The organism is Streptomyces sp. NPDC056479 (genome assembly GCF_042795335.1).
Taxonomy (GTDB): Bacteria; Actinomycetota; Actinomycetes; order Streptomycetales; family Streptomycetaceae; genus Streptomyces.
In genome coordinates, this window is record NZ_JBHTRZ010000002.1 from 679,097 (window position 1) to 696,627 (window position 17,531).

Below are 17,531 nucleotides of genomic sequence, written 5' to 3' on the forward strand. Positions count from 1 at the left end.
AGCGCCTTTCACCGGAGCAGATAGGGCATGTTGACCGTGACGGCCCCGGTGGGGCAGCGGGCGGCGCAGGGGCCGCAGTACCAGCACTCGTCGACGTGCATGTACGCCTTGCCGCTGTCGGGGTTGATCGCCAGGGAGTCCAGCGGACACATGTCCACACAGAGCGTGCAGCCGTCGATGCACTTCGACTCGTCGATGGTCACGGGCACGTCGGCCCGCTGGGGCACCAAGGGCATGGCTGTCTCCAGTGAGGTACTGCGAGGGGTGAGGGAAACGCTGCGCGGATCGCGGGGTGTTCAGACGGAGCGGCGCAGCAGCCCGCTCATCGCGATCCGGTCCCCGCGGAACCGGATGAACTCCAGGTCCACGGGCCTGCCGTCGCACAGGTGGGTTAGGCGCTCCAGCATCAGCACGGCGGTGCCGCGCGGCGCCTGGAGCACGGTCGCGGAGTGCGCGTCGGCGTTGACGGCCTCCAGGGTGATCTCCGCGTGTCCGAGCGGTTGCCCGGTGATCTGCTCCAGCAACCGGAAGACGTCGGTGTTCTCCAGGTCGGCGCCGATGAGCTCGCCGCCGATGTCCAGGGGCAGATAGGTGAGGTCGAGCGAGAGCGGCAGCCCGTTCAGCCTGCGCAGCCGCTCGATGTAGAGCACGTCGGTGCCGGTGGGCAGCCGCAGTCGCTCGGCCACGGGTGCGGGCGCGGCGACGGGGCCCATGGTGCGTACCTCGTTGGCGACCCGGCCGTGTTCCCGCAGGGTTTCCGCGAGTCCCATCAGCCGGTCGAGGCCGTGCGAGTACTTCTCGGCGACGACGACGGTGCCGACGCCGGGCAGCCGCTCGACGAGCTGTTCGGCGCGCAGCAGGTCCAGTGCGTGCCGGACGGTGTTGCGCGACACCTGGTAGTCGGCGGCGAGCACGTCCTCGTGGGGCAGCGCGCCGCTGGGAAATCCTCCGGTCAGGACCAGGTGCCGCAGCAGGTCCGCGAGCTGCCGCGCCCGGTCCGCACGCAGCCGTCGGCGGCGTGCGGCGGCGAGCGGCGCGGTGTGCTCGCGGATTCGTTCGGCTGGCATGCGGTGACCATACCGACGGTGTCGTCGCAATGGTGTTACTGCATCATTGCGCCACCTGAGTACCCTTCACCTGCTCGCTGACCTGCGGCTTCCTGGGCAGCGGACCCACTTTCGCCACCATCGCCGCAGTACGGGCGCGGCGCTCACGCACGGATGAGTTCCCTGCGCCGGCGTTCGAGGTACGCCTGCTCGGCCGGGTTCTGCGAGAGCTCGATGGCTCTCTCGTAGGCCCGCACGGCTTCCGTGCCGCGGCCGAGGCGGCGCAGCAGGTCCGCGCGGACTGCGTGGAAGACGTGGTAACCGTCCAGGTCCAGCGCGTCCACGAGGTCGAGGGCCGGGGCCGGGCCCTGAGTCTCGGCCACGGCGACCGCCCGGTTCAGGGCCACGACCGGGCTCGGAGCGAGCGCCATGAGGTGGTCGTAGAGCTGTCGGATCTGTCCCCAGTCCGTGTCCCGCGGGGTCGGTGCGTCGCTGTGCACGGCCTGGATCGCGGCCTGCAACCGGTACGGCCCCGGCCTGCCCCGGCGCAGGCATCGACGGACGAGCGACTGGCCCTCGGCGATCAGGTCGCGGTCCCAGCGCTCGCGGTCCTGTTCCGGCAGCGGCACGAGCGCGCCGTGCACGTCCTGCCGGGCGGGCCGGCGGGACTCGACGAGGAGCATGAGCGCGAGCAGCCCGGTGACCTCGGGCTCGTCCGGCATGAGTTCGGCCAGGAGCCGACCGAGGCGTACGGCCTCCGCACCCAGGCCCGCCTCACCCTCGTACCCCTGGTTGAAGATCAGGTAGACGACTGCCAGCACTCCCGTGAGCCGGTCCGGCAGGTCGGCGTCGCGGGGCACGCGGTACGGGATGCCGGCGTTGCGGATCTTCGCCTTGGCCCGCACCAGGCGCTGGGCCATGGTCGGTTCGGGCACCAGGAAGGCTCGCGCGATCTGTGCGGTGGTCAGGCCGCCCAGCAGGCGCAGGGTGAGCGCGACCCGCGCCTGGACGGCCAGCGCGGGATGGCAGCAGGTGAAGACGAGCCGGAGCCGTTCGTCACGCACGGAACCCTCCTCGCGCGGTGCGTCGGGGGCGTGCAACAGGGCCGCCTGGGCGTGGCGTTCGTCCCGGCCGGCCTCCCGGCGCAGCCGGTCGACGGCACGGTTGCGGGCGGTGGTGATGATCCAGCCGGCCGGGCTCGGTGGCACCCCGGACTCCGGCCAGCGCCGCAGGGCGGTGGCGAAGGCGTCCTGGACCGCCTCCTCGGCGAGGTCGATGTCGCCGAGGAAGCGGACGAGGACGGCGACCGCGCGGCCGTACTCCGCGCGGAAGACGGCCTCGACGTCCGGGACCGTCATCGGTCCTCGGCTTCGCCCATGAACGGCCGCACCTCGATCGGCAGGGTGGTCGCCAGGGCCAGCTTGCGTCCCCATTCCAGGGCCGCGTCCAGATCGGGCGCCTTGATGAGGCTGATGCCGCCGAGCATCTCCTTGCCCTCGGCGTACGGGCCGTCGGTGACCAGGACGTCGCCGTCGCGGGGCCGCAGCACGGTGGAGGACTCCGGGCCGTGCAGTCCCCCGGCGAACACCCAGGCGCCGGCCTCGCGCAGTTCCCGGTTGAGCTCGTCGAGGTTCTTCTCGATCTCGCCGAGGGCGTCCGGGGCGGGCAGTTCCCCGACGGGCTGCATCAAATTGAGCAGGTAGTACTTCATGGCGGTCTCCTCGGGCGTCGTCGTGCGCTCTCACCTCCTACACGAACGACACACCCCGGAATCGACACCCCGCACGCACGCCCCGGAAGAATTTCGTCCATGACCATCAAGGACCATCCCCTCGTCGCCCGCGCCCACCGCCTCGCGCACGATCTGCTCGCCCCGCTGGCCGAACGCGTCGATCAGGAGGGCGTGCCCACCAGCCACATCGACGCGATCAAGGGCTCGGGACTGCTCGGGGTGAGCGCACCGGAGACGTACGGCGGATGGGCGGCGCCCGCGGCGGTGGCCCGGCGGACGGCGGAGATCCTGGCCGGGGCATGCTGCTCGACCTGGTTCGTGCAGACGCAGCACCACACCCCGGTCGCCACGCTGACCCGGAGCGAGGGCCCGGTGCGGGAACGGCTGCTGGGTCCGCTGGCGCGCGGCGAACTGCTGTCGGGAGTGGCGTACGCGCACCTGCGGTCGTATCCGCGCACACCCGTGCGCGTCGCCCGGATGCGCGACGGGTGGCGGTTCGACGGGACGGTGCCCTGGTACACCGGCTGGGGGCTGAACGATGTGATGCTGCTCGCCGGTGTCACGGACGGCGGCGAGGTGGTCTTCGCCTTCACCGAGGCCCGGGAGCAGCCGGGGCTGCGTGCCTCGGAGCCGATGCGTCTCGCGGCGCTCACCGCGTCCCGCACGGTGTCGCTGGAGCTGGACGGACTGTGGCTGCCGGAGGAAGCCGTCGCGCTGCGCAAGCCCTACGAGGAGTGGGCCGCCACCGACCGTGCCAAGACGGTCGACGCCTCCCCGGCCGTGTTCGGGATCACCGAGGCGGCTCTCGCCCCGCTGGCCGGTGAGACCGCGGACCCCCTGCGCTCCCGCCTGGAGGAGATTCGCGGCAGGGCCTATGAGTTGGCCGACCTTCCCCCGACGAGCGAACGCATGGCGCAGCGCCTGACGCTGCGCATCCGGGCGGCCGAGCTGATGCGTACGGCCACCACCGCCGGGGTGGTGGCCGGCGGCGGCCGGTCGCTGTCGCTGACCGGCCGGGCACAACGCCTGGCACGGGAAGCCCTGTTCCTGCTGGTGCAGGGCCAGACCGCGGAGTCGCGCGGGGCTCATCTGGACGTGCTGGTGACCCAGGCGTCCTAGGTCGGACATGCCCTGGAAGCGCGTTCAGTCCTCGTCGCGCGTCGGGACCACGACGAGGAAGGCGTCCGACTTCAGGTCCATCACGACGGTCGCCGCCTCACCCTGGGCGCGGCACTCGGCGGCGTACTCCTCGGCCGGCCACGATCCACGCGGAGCTCCCGCGGAAAACCGCTCCAACACCTTCGCGCCCATAGCGTCAGACACCTCCAGAATCGGACTTCGGCTCGCCCGTCGACCACTCGTCTCCTACATTCCGCCTGCCCGCCATCGGCGCGGGCATGTACGGCTTCACCTTTCCGGCCGTGCGCCCACGCGCTCACCCCGCGGACCCGCCGATTCCTTCCGGGAGTGTGACCGCCTGCGCACCGCATCCGAAACGCACCCGGACGGGGAAGTGATCACCAGGGGACTCCGACACGTGAGGATCGAGCCAGATGGAGCAGGACGAGGTGCGTGAGGAACTGCGGTGCCTGGTGACCGGCGCCACGGGATACATCGGCGGGCGCCTCGTGCCCGAGCTGCTGGACGCGGGACACCGGGTGCGCTGTCTGGCCCGCTCCCCCGACCGGCTGCGCGACCATCCCTGGGCCGAGGACGCCGAGGTGGTGCGCGGGGACGTCACCGAGGCCGCGTCCGTCCGCCGGGCCCTCGACGGCATCGACGTGGCGTACTACCTGGTGCACGCCCTGGGCTCAGGGAAGGACTTCGAGGAGACCGACCGCAGAGCGGCGCGGACCTTCGCCGATCAGGCACGGGCCGCGGGTGTGCGCCGGATCGTCTACCTCGGCGGCCTCACCCCCGCCGATGTGCCCGAGCACGCGCTCTCCCCGCATCTGCGCTCGCGCGCCGAGGTCGGCCGGATCCTGCTCGGCTCCGGGGTGCCGACCACCGTCCTGCGGGCGGCCGTCATCATCGGCTCGGGCTCCGCCTCCTTCGAAATGCTGCGCTATCTGACCGAACGTCTGCCCGTGATGGTCACCCCCGGCTGGGTGCACACCCGCATCCAGCCCGTGGCGGTCCGGGACGTGCTGCGCGCCCTCGTCGGCAGCGCCCGGATGGCCCACGACGTCAACCGGACCTTCGACATCGGCGGGCCGGACGTGCTCACGTACCGGGAGATGATGGTCCGCTACGCGGAGATCGCCGGGCTGCCCCGCCGGGTCATCCTTGCGGTGCCGGTCCTCACCCCCGGCCTCTCCAGCCTCTGGGTCGGCCTGGTCACGCCGGTCCCCTCCTCCATCGCGCGGCCGCTCACCGAGTCCCTGCGCCACGAGGTGGTCTGCCGCGAGCACGACATCGCCCGGTACGTGCCGGACCCGCCGGGGCATCCGATCGGCTTCGACGAGGCGGTGGGGCTGGCCCTGCGGCGGGTGCGGGAGGCGCGGGTGACGACCCGCTGGTCGTCGGCCTCCGTGCCCGGCGCCCCGAGCGACCCCCTGCCGACCGACCCGGACTGGGCGGGCGGAAGTCTCTACGCCGATCACCGGGAGCGTCGGGTCGACGCCTCGCCCGAGGCGCTGTGGCGGGTGATCGAGGGGATCGGCGGCGAGAACGGCTGGTACTCCTTCCCGCTGGCGTGGGCGGTGCGCGGCCGGCTGGACCGGCTGGCGGGCGGGGTGGGCCTGCGCCGGGGCCGCCGCGACGCGTCCCGGCTGCGGGTCGGTGACTCGCTGGACTTCTGGCGGGTCGAGGCGATCGAGCCCGGCCGGCTGCTGCGGCTGCGCGCCGAGATGCGGCTGCCGGGGCTGGCGTGGCTGGAGATGCGTGTCCTCACCGACGACGACGGCCACACCCGGTACCGGCAGCGCGCCCTCTTCCATCCCCACGGTCTGCTCGGCCAGGCCTACTGGTGGAGCGTCTCCCCTTTCCACGCGGTCGTGTTCGGCGGCATGGCCCGCAACATCGCCCTGGCCGCGGCGAGTACGCCCGCCCCCGCACCGGGCCGCACCCCCGTTCCCTGACCTTCCCGCCCTCCCGCACCGACCGGGGAGCGGACGCCGTCCCCGACTTCACGGAGTACACGACATGAGCATCTCCGTCGTCCTGTTCACGTCCGATCTGCGCCTGCACGACCACCCGCCGCTCCGCGCGGCCCTCGACGGCACCGAGCGCACGGTCCCGCTGTTCGTGCGGGACCGTGCGGTGGACGACGCCGGGTTCGCCGTACCCAACCGGCTGGCCTTCCTCGCCGACTGTCTGCAGGACCTGGACGCCGGTCTGCTCGAGCGGGGCGGGCGGCTGATCGTGCGCGAGGGCGACCTCGTCGACCAGGTGTGCAAGGTGGTCGTCGAGGCGGACGCCGACGAGGTGCACATGGCGTCCGACGTCAGCGCCCACGCCCAGCGGCGCGAGGCACGGCTGCGGAGCGCCCTGGAGGCGGACGGGGTACGGCTGCACGTCCACGACACCGTGACGACCGCCGTCGCTCCCGGTGCGGTGACGCCGGCCGGCTCGGACCACTTCGCGGTCTTCACGCCGTACTTCCGCCGCTGGTCCGACGAGCTGGTCCGGGAGGCGCTCGCCGCGCCGCGCACGGTTCGGGTCCCCGAAGGCGTCGGGTCCGAGCCGCTGCCGTCCCGCGACGGGCTTTCGGGACTGTCGGAGGGGCTCGCCACCGGCGGCGAGCGGGAGGGCCGCAAACGGCTCACCGCCTGGCTGCGCGGCCCGGTGTCCTCCTACGAGGAGCGCCATGACGACCTCGCCGGCGACGCCACCTCCCGTCTCTCGCCGCACCTGCACTTCGGGACCCTCTCCCCGGTCGAGCTCGTCCACCGCGCGCGCCGGGCCGGTGGGCCGGGTGCCGAGGCCTTCGTACGGCAGCTCGCCTGGCGCGACTTCCATCGGCAGGTCCTCGCCTCCCGCCCGGACGCGGCAACCGTCGACTACCGCACCCGGCACGACCGTTGGCGGTCCGAACGGGAGGCGCGCGACGACATCGCGGCGTGGAAGGAGGGCCGCACGGGCTATCCGGTCATCGACGCCGCGATGCGCCAGCTGCGGCACGAGGGCTGGATGCACAACCGCGGCCGCCTGCTGACGGCGAGCTTCCTCGCCAAGACCCTGTACGTCGACTGGCGGGTCGGCGCACGGCACTTCCTGGACCTACTGGTCGACGGCGACGTCGCCAACAACCAGCTCAACTGGCAGTGGGTGGCCGGGACCGGCACCGACACCCGGCCCAACCGTGTGCTGAACCCGGTCACCCAGGCCAGGCGCCACGACCCCGACGGCGGCTATGTCCGGCGCTGGGTGCCGGAGTTGGCGGAAGTCGAGGGGCGCGCGGTGCACGAGCCGTGGCGGCTGCCGGACGACGACCGAGCCGCGCTCGACTACCCGGATCCGATCGTCGACCTGTCCGACGGGCTGGCTCGCTTCAAGCAGGCCCGCGGGCGGTGAGGACCGGCCGCCGTCGGCCCGGCCTCACCACGAGCCTGCGGGCGCCCCGTCGGCGTACAGCCCCGACAGCATGTCCAGCGCCTCCGTCAGCGAGGTGGGCCGCAGCATCCCCGTTCCCGGGCGCCCCAGCCAGCCGGGGCCGCCCAGCAGCACCACGGGGCGGCCACGGGCGCCTCGTACGCCCCACTGCGCGCCGGCGATGTGCCGGGCCAGCGGCAGGCTCGCGGCCGACCGGCTCTGGGCCCACAACGCGACGGCCGTCGGGCCGATCCGCGTCACCGCCGCCGTGAGCGCCTCCATGGGGACGGCACCGCCGAACATCCGGGTGGGCAGGCCCAGTTCGCACAACCCGGCGTTGAGCGCCTCGAGCGGCAGGCTGTGCTGCTCGCCGGGTACGCAGGCCAGCAGTGTCGGTCCCGGAGCGGGGGCGGTGACCGGTGCCGCCAGGGGGCGGGTGTGCCGACGGAGTGCGCCGGACACGTGCCAGGAGAGCAGGTGCTCCACCTCGACGTAACGGTCGCCGGACGAAGCCCACTTGCGGCCCACCGCGTGCAGCGTCGGCACCATTACCTCCTGCCAGGCGACGACGAGGCCGTGGTCCTCCACCGCCGAGGCCAACTGCTGCTCCATGGCGGGCGCGTCGAGCCGCACCGCGGCCCGGGCCAGTCCCCGGCACTCCTGGCGCACATCGCCCAGGGGGAGCGTGCCGCCGGCTCGGGTCCGGGATCCGCCCGTCGGTGCCGCCTTCGTGCCCGAAGGGACGCCGGCGTCGGGCGTGGCGCCCGCCGTTCCCCGCCGCGCGGTGCGAGCCGCCTCGGCGGGCGGTACTCCCGCGGACGTCAGCCGGCACATCGCCTCCAGCACGGCGACGTCCTGCGGGGTCCACCTCCGGTGCCGGCCGGCGCCGCGGACCTCCGGGCCGATGCCGTACCTGCGGTCCCAGGAACGCAGCGTGGTGGGTGCCACCCCGAGCCTGCGGGCCAGCGCGCCGGTCGTGAGTCCTGCCCGCGCGTCCCGGGAGGCCGCCTCCGAACGTGCCTCGGCGTGCGCCCTGCTCGCGTTCTCCTCCATGGGCCCGACGATACGACGCACAAACGATGCATGTTGCCGCCCTTTCGCCCCGTTTCACACGATGGCGTCACCACCGCGGCAGGAGAGGAGCCTCCGGGATGACACCGTCACCGAGCGCCGCTCCCTCCGCCCCCTCGACCCCTTCGTCCACCGGTCCGGCCCCGTCGCCGACCGGTGCGGAAGAGCTGGAGCGGGGCCTGGTCACCGGCGACGAGGCGTCTCTGGCCGCCGTGTACCGACGCTGGTCGCCCCTTGTGCACACGCTCGCCTGGCGCGCGTTGGGCGACGCCAAAGAGGCTGAGGACGTCACTCAGCAGGTCTTCCTCGGCGTGTGGCGGGGCAGGCGCGGCTACCGGCCGGAGCGCGGCACGATCGCCGGATGGATCGCGGGCATCACCCGGCGCAAGATCGCCGACGCACTGTCCGCGCGGACCCGACGCAGTGACCTCGTCGCCTCCGCCGGCACCCGCCTCTCCCCCGCCGACGCAGACAGCGACCGGTTCGCCGAGGCCGCTCTGGACCGCATTCTCGTCAGCGACGCGCTCGCCGGGCTTCCGGCCGCACAGCAACGGGTACTTCGGCTGACCTTCTACGAGGACCTGACCCAGACCCAGATCGCCGAACGCACCGGCTGGCCGCTGGGGACGGTCAAGAGCCACGCGCGGCGCGGGCTGCATCGTCTGCATCACCGTCTCCGGCAGGATGTGGAGGAGGCCTGAGAGGCACCTCGACGCATCCGCACACACCTCCCACCTCTACACATAAAGAAAAAATAAGCGCAGAATGGGCGAAGGCGGCGCTTACCGCACACCGCACCAGCAGCGGTCAGGCCTGCGAGTCAAAGGAGACGAGTCATGGCCAACGTCTCGCCCACCAGAGGTGACATAACCAGCCACCCCGATGTATCCGAAATGCGGGACCGCTACGCCCGCATGCTCGGCGGTCGTGATGTGACGCTCTTGGACGGACCGGTGTTCCTGCTCGGTCTGTACTGCGCCGTGTCCCCGTGGATACTCCACTACACGACGAGCCAGCCCGCGCTCGTGACCCACAACCTGATCATGGGGATCGCGATCGGCCTGCTGGCCCTGGGGTTCACCCGGGCTCCTGAGCGCATGTATGGCCTGAGCTGGGCCTTCTGCGCGATGGGCGTGTGGATGATCATCGCCCCGTGGGTGGTCGGGGACAGCCCGGACGCCGGTGTCGTCGTGAACAACATCATCATCGGCGCGCTGGCCGTGATCCTGGGGCTGATGTGCGCCGGGACGGTGGCCAAGAGCACCCCGAGGCCGTAGCGCACGCGGGAGAGGCAGACACCGAGGCCGGTCCGCACCTGCGCGGACCGGCCTTCTCGCGTCCGCCCGTCGGTGACACCGTTCAGCGGGTCGGCATCAACCACGGCTCCTGAGGCAGTACATGGCCGGTCTCCAGGAGCGACTTGAGGTTGGACAGTACGGCCGGCCAGCCGGACGACACGTCGGCACGCGCGCTCTCGTCCGCCAGGTCCTCGTGGGTCACGGTGAGCCGGACGATCTCGGCATGCTGCTGGATGTCGAACGTGACCCGGGAGTACTTGTCCTCCTGCCCCTCCTCCTCCGGTGCCGCCCAGGTGGTGACCAGACGGGTCGGCCGCTCGCTCTCCACGACGGTGCCGACCACGTCGGCGACGCCCGAGCCGTCGGTGCGGACGTGTTCCCAGCGGGAGCCGGGCCGCCAGTCCGAGACGTTGCTGTGGCCCCAGTAGGCGGCGGTCAGGTCGGCGTCGGTGAGTGCGTCCCAGACCCTCTCGGGCGTGCTCTCGATGTAGGTGACGTAGACGAATGTGGGCTTGTCGGTCATGGCTTCCTCGGCTCGTCGTTTCACGGCCCCGAGCACGCGCAGGCGCGGGCGCTCGAACTTGTCGATCCACCGCTCCTGGATCTCGTGGAGCGGGACCGGATTGAGGTAGTGCAGCTTCTCCCGCCCCCGCCGCACCGTGCTGACCAGGTTGGCGGCCTCCAGGACGGCCAGATGCTGGGTAACCGACTGGCGCGCCATGTCGATCCGCGCGCACAGCTCCCCCAGCGTCTGCCCGTTGTCCTCGTGCAGCCGGTCCAGGAGCCGTCTGCGCGTCTCGTCGGCCAGTGCCTTGAAGACCTTGTCCATCGCGGGGTCGCTGTCTGATCGCACACTCAACGTTATGCAGGCAATTACCTGCATGTCAATCGAGAGTGCTTCATCCGGCTTTACCCCTTTCAACCGATAGATGACAAAAGACTGTTACATGACGTGTGGGAGCCCTTGATGGACGGTCCGTAGCTTCGAACGCGTCGGAACGAACCCCACCGAAGGAAGCGACTCACTGATGCGTGCCCCCCGCACCCTCCGCACCGCCCTCCTAGCCGCCGGCGTCACCGCCGCGCTGGGCGTCTCGGCCGCCGGCGCCTTCGCCGCCCACACACCCACAGCCACGACCGTCCCGCCCGCCGCCGAGCACTCCAAGGCCAAGCGCGTGTACGTCACCACAGTCGGGCTCGCGGACAAGGTCAGCCGGGCGAAGGTCTTCAAGACCGGAGAGAACCGCTACGAGGCGGAGATCTGGGCCAAGGGCATGCGCTACGGGACCCTCTACACCCAGGGCATGCCGACATACGCCCAGCACAACGGACTGCACATCACCCTCCGGCCAAACGGAAAGGTCACGTCCTGGGTCGAGCGCGCCGAGCCGCAACCGCAGCGGGTCCTGATCGGCACGTCGACGCTGGCGGACGGGGCGTCGACGGCCAAGATCTACCGGATCACCGACGACCACTACGAGGCCGACGTCTTCGCCGACGGCACACGCCTCGACACGCTTCTCGCCGACGGCCACGCCGCGTACGGCGGGAACAACGGGTTGCGTGTCGCCCTGCACCCGGACGGCCGGTTGACCTCCTGGGTCGACGAAAAACGCTGACGGCGACGGCACTTCGCGCGCCCTTTGGGGCACGCTGCCCGTATGGATCAGGTGGAGGTACTGCTCATCGGGGGACGGGCCGGGGTCGGGAAGACCACGGTCGCCTGGGAGGTTTCGGCCCGGCTGCGGGCCGCACGGGTCGCGCACGCGGTGATCGACGGCGACTTCATGGGAGCCGTCCATCCGGCGCCGCCGGACGACGCGCACCGGGCCGGCATCACCGCGCGCAACCTGGCCGCCGTGTGGGGGAATTACGCCGAGCTCGGATACCGGCGGCTCGTCTATACGAACACCGTGAGCGTGCTCGACGAGGCCACGCCCCTGTTCCGCCGGGCCCTCGGCGAAGACGCACGGTTCCTACGGGTTCTGCTGACCGCCACCGACGAGACGGCCGAACAGCGGCTGACCGGGCGCGAACTGGGCTCCGAGTTGGCGCACGAGGTCAGGGGCAGCGCGCGCAAGGCACGGCTCCTGGACGAGCGAGCACCCGCGGACGTGCTGCGCGTGGCAACCGACGGCCGCACGGTGATCGCCATCGCCGCGGAGCTCGTGGCCGCCACCGGGTGGGGCGTCGACGGGGCCGCGTCGAACGGCGGTTGAAGCGGAACGGACTGTCCCTGTCTCCACGGGGAACTTGGACTACTGCGGGGACAGGAGGAAGAGGGTCGAAATGGAGATCTCGGGCATCATCAGTGCCATCGTGATCGGCATCATCATTGGTGTACTGGGACGACTCGTGGTTCCGGGTCGTCAGCGCATCGGCGTCCTGTTGACGATCCTCGTCGGCATCGTGGCCGCGCTGATCGGTTCGGCGATCGCGGCCGGTCTCGACGTGGGGGACACCGACGGCGTCGACTGGATCGAGTGGCTCATCCAGATCGGCCTCGCCGCACTGGGCGTCGCCGCACTGGACCGGACGAAGGCGCGCCGCTGACACAGCGACAGGCAGGACGGGACGACAGCGCGCCGATCAGGTGAGTTCCGCGGCGGCCCGCATCACGGCGAGGCCGTCGCGGACCGCCGCGTGCGCGGGCACCCAGCCGAGTTCCCGTTCCGCCTTCGCCGTGGACACGCGCAGCGTCGTCGACATCATCGTGTGCGCGTACGACATGGGCCGCATCAGCCACAGCGGTACGGTCATCGGCTTCGGCAGCCCGAACTCCTCGGCCACGCACCGGACATGGGTCCCGAACCCCGTCGGAGTCCGGTCGGCGATGTTGTACGCCTGGCCGGGCCGCCCGCGTTCGACGGCAGCGACGACCGCCCGCGCGGCGTCGGTGAGCTCGATCCAGGGCAGGACGCGTCCGTGGTCGGCGGGGACGGCCAGTTGCCGCCTGCGCAGCAGGGGCAGCAGGGCGTCGGTGCCGCCGGGGCCGTAGAACAGGCCGAAGCGGAGTGCGATGCCCTCCATTCCCGGTGCACCGAAGGCGAGTTGTTCCTTGGTCCGCATCGCCGCGATGTGCCTTTCCAGTTCTGAGGAGCGGCCGTGTGGGCCGAAGGGGGCGTCCTCGGTGATCACATGATCGCCGTGGTCGCCATAGCCGTATCCGAAGACCATCGACTCGGCCACGAGTCGCCGGGCACCGACGGTCTGCGCGGCCTCCACGAGGTGGGCGGTTCCGGCGGTGCGCAGCGCGTTGGTGGCGTGCATGTCGCGGTGGCGCATGGGCGGCCTGCGCAGTGCGGTCGCGGCGTGGATCACCGTGTCGAAGTGATGGCCGTCGAGCGCACGCAGCAGGGCGTCGCGGTCCATCAGGTCGGCCTGGATGTCGTTGCGCGGGCCGCGACCGAGGCCGATGACCTTGTGGCCCGCCTCGGTCAGGGAGCGGGTGATGTGCCGGCCGAGGACACCGCCGGCACCCGCGAGGAGGATCGTCCGGCCCCGGCCTTTGTCGTCACTGTGGTTCGTCGTCATGAACCTGCGACGAATCTGCCGGGCACGGATGTGACATCCGCGCGTCGGAGAGTCCCTTCAGCGCCCCGCGAGCAGCTGCTCGTACCAGGCGACGGTGGCGTCGAGGGTGTCCGCGAGCGGGGTGGGGCTGACGCCGAAGGCCTGCTCGAAGGCGGAGGAGTCCACGATCTGGGGCTCGGTGTGCTGGTAGAACATCTCGCCGTACTCGGCCATGAACTCCTCGTCGAACGGGCCGAAGGGCCGGGGCTCGGGCAGGACCACGACGTTCAGCGCCCTGCCCACCCGCTTCTCGATCATCGCGTGGATCTCGCGGGTGCTGACGGCCGGCACGGTCGGCAGATGCCAGACCCGGCCGTCACCCTCCGGACGCTCGCCGAGGGTGGCGAGACCCGCGGCCACGTCCTCGATATTGGTGTAGCTGTGCGGCAGGTCGATGTCACCGAGTCCCAGGACATCCCCGCCGGTCAGGGCGCCCGGGAAGGCGGCCCCGCCGAGTGAGGAGTTCAGCACGCCGGGTCCGACGAAGTCGGCGGAGCGGGCGAGGACCACCCGGGCCCGGCCCTCGCGGTGCGCCGCCAGGTACTTCTCGTCCAGCTCGGCACGCATCCGCCCCTTGCGGCTGGTCGCGTTCCACGGGGAGTCCTCGGTCATCACCGCTCCCCCGGTCTCGCCGTAGGGGTAGAGCGTGTCGAGTACGACCAGTCGCGCACCGGAGGCCTCCACCGCACCCAGGATCGCCTCCGTGATGCGGGGCATCACCTCGACCTGGAGGTGATAGCCGACGTTGACCGCGTGGTAGACGACGGCGGCTCCGGCCGTGGCGGCCCGCGCCCCCTCCGCCGTGCTCACATCGGCGCCGAGCCGCTCCACTCCGTCGAGCGCGGGGCCGTCGCCCTTGCGGTCGACGAGACGCACCGGGTGTCCGCGGCGGACGAGCTCCCGGGCCAGAGCGGTCCCGGCGGGGCCCGAGCCGAGTACGGCGTGCAGGGAGCGGGTGTGGTCGGTGCAGGCGTTCATGATGACTCCATCTCGGTTACTTGTTCTCGCTTATATTAGATACCGTAACTCTTACGATGGTGCATAGCAAGAGTGGGAGTACCGGACTTTCGTTAAGGTGTGTCGCGAGACCCAGGAGGAGCCGTCGTGACCAGCAGTGCGCAGACCCCGAGAGCGCGATATCGCGAGCAGACCCGCGCGGAGATCAAGGAGATCGCCCTCCGGCAACTGGCCGAGGGCGGTACGGACGGAGTGGCACTCACCCGGATCGCCAAGGAAGTGGGGCTCTCGGGTCCCGCCCTCTACCGCTACTTCGACTCCCGTGACGCACTGCTGACGGAGCTCATCCGGGACGCCTACGCCGACCTCGCGGCGGCCGTCACGGCGACGGCCGGCACCCTGGCGCCGAACACGTCACCGCGGGCGCGGCTGCGGTCCCTCGCGGCGGCCTGCCGGGACTGGGCGGTGGAGCAGCCGCACCGCTATCTGCTCATCGAGGGCACACCGGTGCCGGGCTACACCGCGCCTGCGGACACGGTCGACAGCGCGCGGGCGGTGCTCGGGCCGTTCCTGCCGGCCTTCGAAGCGGCCGAGCCGTCGGCGGCGGTGCTGCCGGTGGTGGAGCAGATGACGGCCTGGGCGCAGCGGGACGCGGCGGTGTCGCAATGGGTGCGCGGGCAGGTGGCCGCGACGGCGGAGGGCGCGGCTCTGGCCGGTTCCGTGTTCGCCTGGTCCCATATGCACGGGGCGATCGGGCTGGAGGTGTCGGGCCAGTTCGAGGGCATGGGCCATGACGGGGGCACGCTGCTCACAGCACAGATCGACTCGCTGGCGGACGCGTTCGGGCTCGGCTGAGCGGCGCGCCGGGCGTCTCGGCGCCTACGGCGTGTACACGTACGGCGTGGTGGTGGTCAGTGGTTCGAAGCCGAGCCGTTCCAGGATGGGGCGGCTCGTGCTCATGGCGTCGACCTGGAGATACCGGTAGCCACGGGCCACGGCGGCACGGCCGCGATGGGCGACCAGCGCGCGGTAGATGCCCCGGCCCCGCCACTCCTCGACGGTCCCGCCGCCCCACAGCCCGGCGAAGCGCGTCCCCGGCACCAGTTCCATCCGAGCCGCGCTCACCGGGATGTCACCGGCCAGGGCGACGACCGCGACCACCATGTCCGCGTCGGCCGTGAGCTGGGCGAGCAACTGGTGCCGGAACCGGGAGGCGTCGGTGCCGAAGGCCTTCTCGTGGACCTGCGCGACCAGGTCGACGCCGGCCCGGTCGGTCACGGGGAGGAGACGGATACCGTCCGGCGGCTCCGCGTCCAGGTCCAGGTCGGCGGCCTCGCCGATCATCAGGGTCTCCTCGGGCTGGGGCGTGAAGCCCGCGTCCCTGAGCCGCTGTCCGAGGTCCACCGGGAGGTCGTGGCCGTAGAGCTTCCACTCGAACTCGAGCCCGAGCCCGGAGAAGTGGGCGATCTGTTCGGCTATCGCCGCGTCGGCGCTCGCCTCGTCCAGGTCGGACCACACGACGCCGTTCCAGCCGTGCGCCGGCGCCACCTGGCGCGCGACCCCGCCCACCCGCTCGACCAGGGCGTCGGGGCCGTCCGGCCGCGCACCCTCCCGCATGTCCCGGTCGAAGAGGGCTAGCACCCCGGCATGATCCATGGGCTCACTCCAGCACCATGATGCCGCCGGCACAAGCCCTTTTCGGCCCGCCCGGCCCTCCGTCCACGCGTCGGCGAAGATGGGGTGCGCAGGGAGATCCGTGCCGTGAGGAGGGCCGTACGCCATGGTCGTTAAGGACACCGAACTGCCGCACCTGCGCCGCTGCGTCGCGTTGGCGGCAGAGGCGCTGGAGGCCGGGGACGAGCCGTTCGGGTCGGTGCTGGTGGGAGCGGAAGGTGAGGTGCTCGCCGAGGACCACAACCGAGTGGCCTCGGGCGACCGCACCCGGCACCCCGAGTTCGAGCTGGCACGCTGGTCGGCCGCCCATATGTCGCCCGAGGAGCGGGCCGCCGCGACCGTGTACACCTCCGGCGAGCACTGCCCGATGTGTGCGGCCGCGCACGCGTGGGTGGGCCTGGGGCGCATCGTGTACGTCGCGTCCTCGCAGCAACTCGTCGGATGGCTGGACGAGTTGGGGGTACCCGCCGCGCCGGTACGGCCACTGCCGATCCAGGACGTCGCGCCGGGCGTGGCCGTGGAGGGTCCGGTGCCCGAGCTGACGGAGGACATCCGGGCGCTGCACTTCCGGTTCCACCGGCGCGCCGGCTGACGGGCCGCGCCCTGGACGGCGTACGGCCCGGGCAGCGGCGGTCCGGGCCCCGCTAGCCGAGTTCCAGCGTGGTGACGCCGAAGACGCGGTCATGGGCGTACGGCCGTACCGGGCCCGTGTACATGCGCGCCGTCTCGAAGGAGGGCGTGAAGCCGGCCTCCTCGGCGAGGGCGACACCGGCCGGGTTGTTCTCGGGCACGTCGACGGCGACCTCGCGGCCGGCCGCGTCGGCGGTCAGGGCGGCGAATACGGCTCGGGCGTCCTCGGCGGTGTCCGCGAAGAGCGGGCCGATGCGCGGGCAGTCGTGGCCGGGGCGGATCACGCCGTAGCCGGTGACACGGTGGCCGGCGCGGCGGACGACGGCATGGTGCCCGGGAGCGGTCAGCCAGCGGGTGAGGAAGCGGGGGCGGTCGGCGGGCGTACAGGCGCTGTCGTACGCGGTGAGGTCCTCGACGTCCTCGGGCCGTACCGTCCGGACGCCCGCCGGTGCCTCGACCGCGGGTGCGGTGCCGGTGTACCGGAACGTGCGGTGGGCGAGTTCGAAGCCGGACCGGGCGTAGTTGTCCTGCTGGGCGACGACCCCGTCGAGCCCCACCGTGCGGTTCTCCGCGTGCGCCAGCGCTGCCTTCCAGGTGGCGAGGCCGTGGCCGCGGCCGCGTGCGTCGGGGCGGACCAGGTACCAGCCCAGGAACGCGTAGTCGGAGCCGTAGGTGACGACGGAGATCGCCGAGACGGGCTCGCCGTCGATCCGGCCGATGAAGAAGCCCTCGGGGTCCTGCGCGAAGAAGGCCGCGCTGTCCGCGAGCCCCGGGTTCCAGCCCTCGTCGACGGCCCATCCCCGGACGACCGGCCAGTCGTCGATGCCGGCCTGTGTGATGACGAGGTCCTCGGGGGCCAGAGAGGCCATGGATGCGCTCCGTTCCGTGGGGGATTCCGCACACGCGGTGAGCGACCGCGCACGCAGCATCCTCGCGGATCACCGCGGAGGGCGTCACGGCATGATCAAGCCGATGACGCGCTCGGCGGGTGAGCCGCCGCACGGATGTTCACCGCAC

General features: G+C 71.9%; 21 protein-coding genes. 10 read left to right on the top strand and 11 right to left on the bottom strand.

Translation table 11 applies throughout. From position 1 onward, the window contains the following. Window positions 1-8: 8 nt before the first annotated feature. The 4 genes from ACFQ6S_RS09270 to ACFQ6S_RS09285 form a co-directional block, all read right to left on the bottom strand. Window positions 9-236, bottom strand: coding sequence for a ferredoxin family protein (locus tag ACFQ6S_RS09270; protein ID WP_381630816.1), 228 nt, complete (start codon window positions 234-236; stop codon window positions 9-11). 60 nt (window positions 237-296) lie between these two features. Beyond that, on the bottom strand, window positions 297-1,067 hold the full coding sequence (locus tag ACFQ6S_RS09275) for a GntR family transcriptional regulator (RefSeq protein ID WP_383405409.1): 771 nt from the start codon (window positions 1,065-1,067) through the stop codon (window positions 297-299). Between the two features lie 143 nt (window positions 1,068-1,210). Beyond that, window positions 1,211-2,404, bottom strand: coding sequence for an RNA polymerase sigma factor (locus tag ACFQ6S_RS09280; protein WP_383405411.1), 1,194 nt, complete (start codon window positions 2,402-2,404; stop codon window positions 1,211-1,213). Next, a complete protein-coding gene (locus ACFQ6S_RS09285; RefSeq protein ID WP_383405413.1) occupies window positions 2,401-2,757 on the bottom strand; it encodes a YciI family protein in 357 nt (118 codons plus the stop codon). The genes ACFQ6S_RS09280 and ACFQ6S_RS09285 overlap by 4 nt, the downstream gene beginning before the upstream one ends. A 99-nt stretch (window positions 2,758-2,856) precedes the next feature. On the opposite strand from ACFQ6S_RS09285, the gene ACFQ6S_RS09290 reads away from it, so the two are divergent. After that, window positions 2,857-3,897: an acyl-CoA dehydrogenase family protein gene (locus ACFQ6S_RS09290; RefSeq protein ID WP_383405415.1), complete on the top strand. Its 1,041-nt coding sequence runs from the start codon at window positions 2,857-2,859 to the stop codon at window positions 3,895-3,897. Between the two features lie 24 nt (window positions 3,898-3,921). Here the strand turns inward: ACFQ6S_RS09290 and ACFQ6S_RS09295 are convergent, their stop codons facing one another. After that, the gene (locus tag ACFQ6S_RS09295; protein ID WP_383405417.1) at window positions 3,922-4,089 is read right to left on the bottom strand and encodes a hypothetical protein; all 168 of its coding nucleotides are present in this window, start codon (window positions 4,087-4,089) and stop codon (window positions 3,922-3,924) included. A gap of 242 nt (window positions 4,090-4,331) precedes the next feature. Between ACFQ6S_RS09295 and ACFQ6S_RS09300 the strand changes: the two genes are divergently transcribed. Both ACFQ6S_RS09300 and ACFQ6S_RS09305 read left to right on the top strand, forming a co-directional pair. Then, window positions 4,332-5,858 carry an SDR family oxidoreductase gene (locus ACFQ6S_RS09300; RefSeq protein WP_383405419.1) on the top strand — a complete coding sequence of 509 codons (1,527 nt, stop codon included), beginning with the start codon at window positions 4,332-4,334 and terminating at the stop codon, window positions 5,856-5,858. Window positions 5,859-5,922: 64 nt separating this feature from the next. Next, a complete protein-coding gene (locus ACFQ6S_RS09305; RefSeq protein WP_383405421.1) occupies window positions 5,923-7,293 on the top strand; it encodes a cryptochrome/photolyase family protein in 1,371 nt (456 codons plus the stop codon). 24 nt (window positions 7,294-7,317) lie between these two features. On the opposite strand, the gene ACFQ6S_RS09310 is transcribed toward ACFQ6S_RS09305, so the two are convergent. Beyond that, window positions 7,318-8,364 (bottom strand): MerR family transcriptional regulator, encoded by a 1,047-nt coding sequence (locus ACFQ6S_RS09310; protein WP_383405423.1) that lies wholly within the window; start codon window positions 8,362-8,364, stop codon window positions 7,318-7,320. A 98-nt stretch (window positions 8,365-8,462) separates the two neighbouring features. On the opposite strand from ACFQ6S_RS09310, the gene ACFQ6S_RS09315 reads away from it, so the two are divergent. Together ACFQ6S_RS09315 and ACFQ6S_RS09320 are read left to right on the top strand one after the other, a co-directional pair. Beyond that, the gene (locus ACFQ6S_RS09315) at window positions 8,463-9,083 is read left to right on the top strand and encodes a sigma-70 family RNA polymerase sigma factor (protein ID WP_383405425.1); all 621 of its coding nucleotides are present in this window, start codon (window positions 8,463-8,465) and stop codon (window positions 9,081-9,083) included. A 135-nt stretch (window positions 9,084-9,218) separates the two neighbouring features. Then, window positions 9,219-9,659 carry an SPW repeat protein gene (locus ACFQ6S_RS09320; RefSeq protein ID WP_383405427.1) on the top strand — a complete coding sequence of 147 codons (441 nt, stop codon included), beginning with the start codon at window positions 9,219-9,221 and terminating at the stop codon, window positions 9,657-9,659. 82 nt (window positions 9,660-9,741) lie between these two features. On the opposite strand, the gene ACFQ6S_RS09325 is transcribed toward ACFQ6S_RS09320, so the two are convergent. Next, window positions 9,742-10,509, bottom strand: a complete 768-nt coding sequence (locus tag ACFQ6S_RS09325) for an ArsR/SmtB family transcription factor (protein WP_383406518.1) — start codon at window positions 10,507-10,509, stop codon at window positions 9,742-9,744. A 199-nt stretch (window positions 10,510-10,708) separates the two neighbouring features. On the opposite strand from ACFQ6S_RS09325, the gene ACFQ6S_RS09330 reads away from it, so the two are divergent. The 3 genes from ACFQ6S_RS09330 to ACFQ6S_RS09340 all read left to right on the top strand — a co-directional run bounded on the left by ACFQ6S_RS09330 (window position 10,709) and on the right by ACFQ6S_RS09340 (window position 12,233). After that, window positions 10,709-11,299 carry a hypothetical protein gene (locus ACFQ6S_RS09330; RefSeq protein WP_383405429.1) on the top strand — a complete coding sequence of 197 codons (591 nt, stop codon included), beginning with the start codon at window positions 10,709-10,711 and terminating at the stop codon, window positions 11,297-11,299. Between the two features lie 42 nt (window positions 11,300-11,341). Further along, window positions 11,342-11,899, top strand: coding sequence for an AAA family ATPase (locus tag ACFQ6S_RS09335; protein WP_383405431.1), 558 nt, complete (start codon window positions 11,342-11,344; stop codon window positions 11,897-11,899). 70 nt (window positions 11,900-11,969) lie between these two features. After that, on the top strand, window positions 11,970-12,233 hold the full coding sequence (locus ACFQ6S_RS09340; protein ID WP_383405433.1) for a GlsB/YeaQ/YmgE family stress response membrane protein: 264 nt from the start codon (window positions 11,970-11,972) through the stop codon (window positions 12,231-12,233). Window positions 12,234-12,269: 36 nt separating this feature from the next. Here ACFQ6S_RS09340 and ACFQ6S_RS09345 read toward each other — a convergent pair whose 3' ends face one another. Together ACFQ6S_RS09345 and ACFQ6S_RS09350 are read right to left on the bottom strand one after the other, a co-directional pair. Continuing rightward, complete coding sequence (locus ACFQ6S_RS09345; protein ID WP_383405434.1) at window positions 12,270-13,214, bottom strand: NAD-dependent epimerase/dehydratase family protein; 945 nt, start codon at window positions 13,212-13,214, stop codon at window positions 12,270-12,272. 57 nt (window positions 13,215-13,271) lie between these two features. After that, the gene (locus ACFQ6S_RS09350) at window positions 13,272-14,231 is read right to left on the bottom strand and encodes an NAD-dependent epimerase/dehydratase family protein (protein ID WP_383405436.1); all 960 of its coding nucleotides are present in this window, start codon (window positions 14,229-14,231) and stop codon (window positions 13,272-13,274) included. A gap of 126 nt (window positions 14,232-14,357) precedes the next feature. Here ACFQ6S_RS09350 and ACFQ6S_RS09355 point away from each other — a divergent pair, with 126 nt between their 5' ends. Next, window positions 14,358-15,065 (top strand): TetR/AcrR family transcriptional regulator, encoded by a 708-nt coding sequence (locus tag ACFQ6S_RS09355; protein ID WP_383405438.1) that lies wholly within the window; start codon window positions 14,358-14,360, stop codon window positions 15,063-15,065. Between the two features lie 24 nt (window positions 15,066-15,089). On the opposite strand, the gene ACFQ6S_RS09360 is transcribed toward ACFQ6S_RS09355, so the two are convergent. Beyond that, entirely contained in the window at window positions 15,090-15,866 is a 777-nt protein-coding gene (locus ACFQ6S_RS09360) for a GNAT family N-acetyltransferase (RefSeq protein ID WP_383405440.1), read from the bottom strand. A 124-nt stretch (window positions 15,867-15,990) separates the two neighbouring features. Between ACFQ6S_RS09360 and ACFQ6S_RS09365 the strand changes: the two genes are divergently transcribed. Next, window positions 15,991-16,476, top strand: coding sequence for a nucleoside deaminase (locus ACFQ6S_RS09365; RefSeq protein WP_383405442.1), 486 nt, complete (start codon window positions 15,991-15,993; stop codon window positions 16,474-16,476). Between the two features lie 52 nt (window positions 16,477-16,528). Here ACFQ6S_RS09365 and ACFQ6S_RS09370 read toward each other — a convergent pair whose 3' ends face one another. Continuing rightward, a complete protein-coding gene (locus ACFQ6S_RS09370; protein WP_383405443.1) occupies window positions 16,529-17,383 on the bottom strand; it encodes a GNAT family N-acetyltransferase in 855 nt (284 codons plus the stop codon). Window positions 17,384-17,531: the final 148 nt, after the last annotated feature.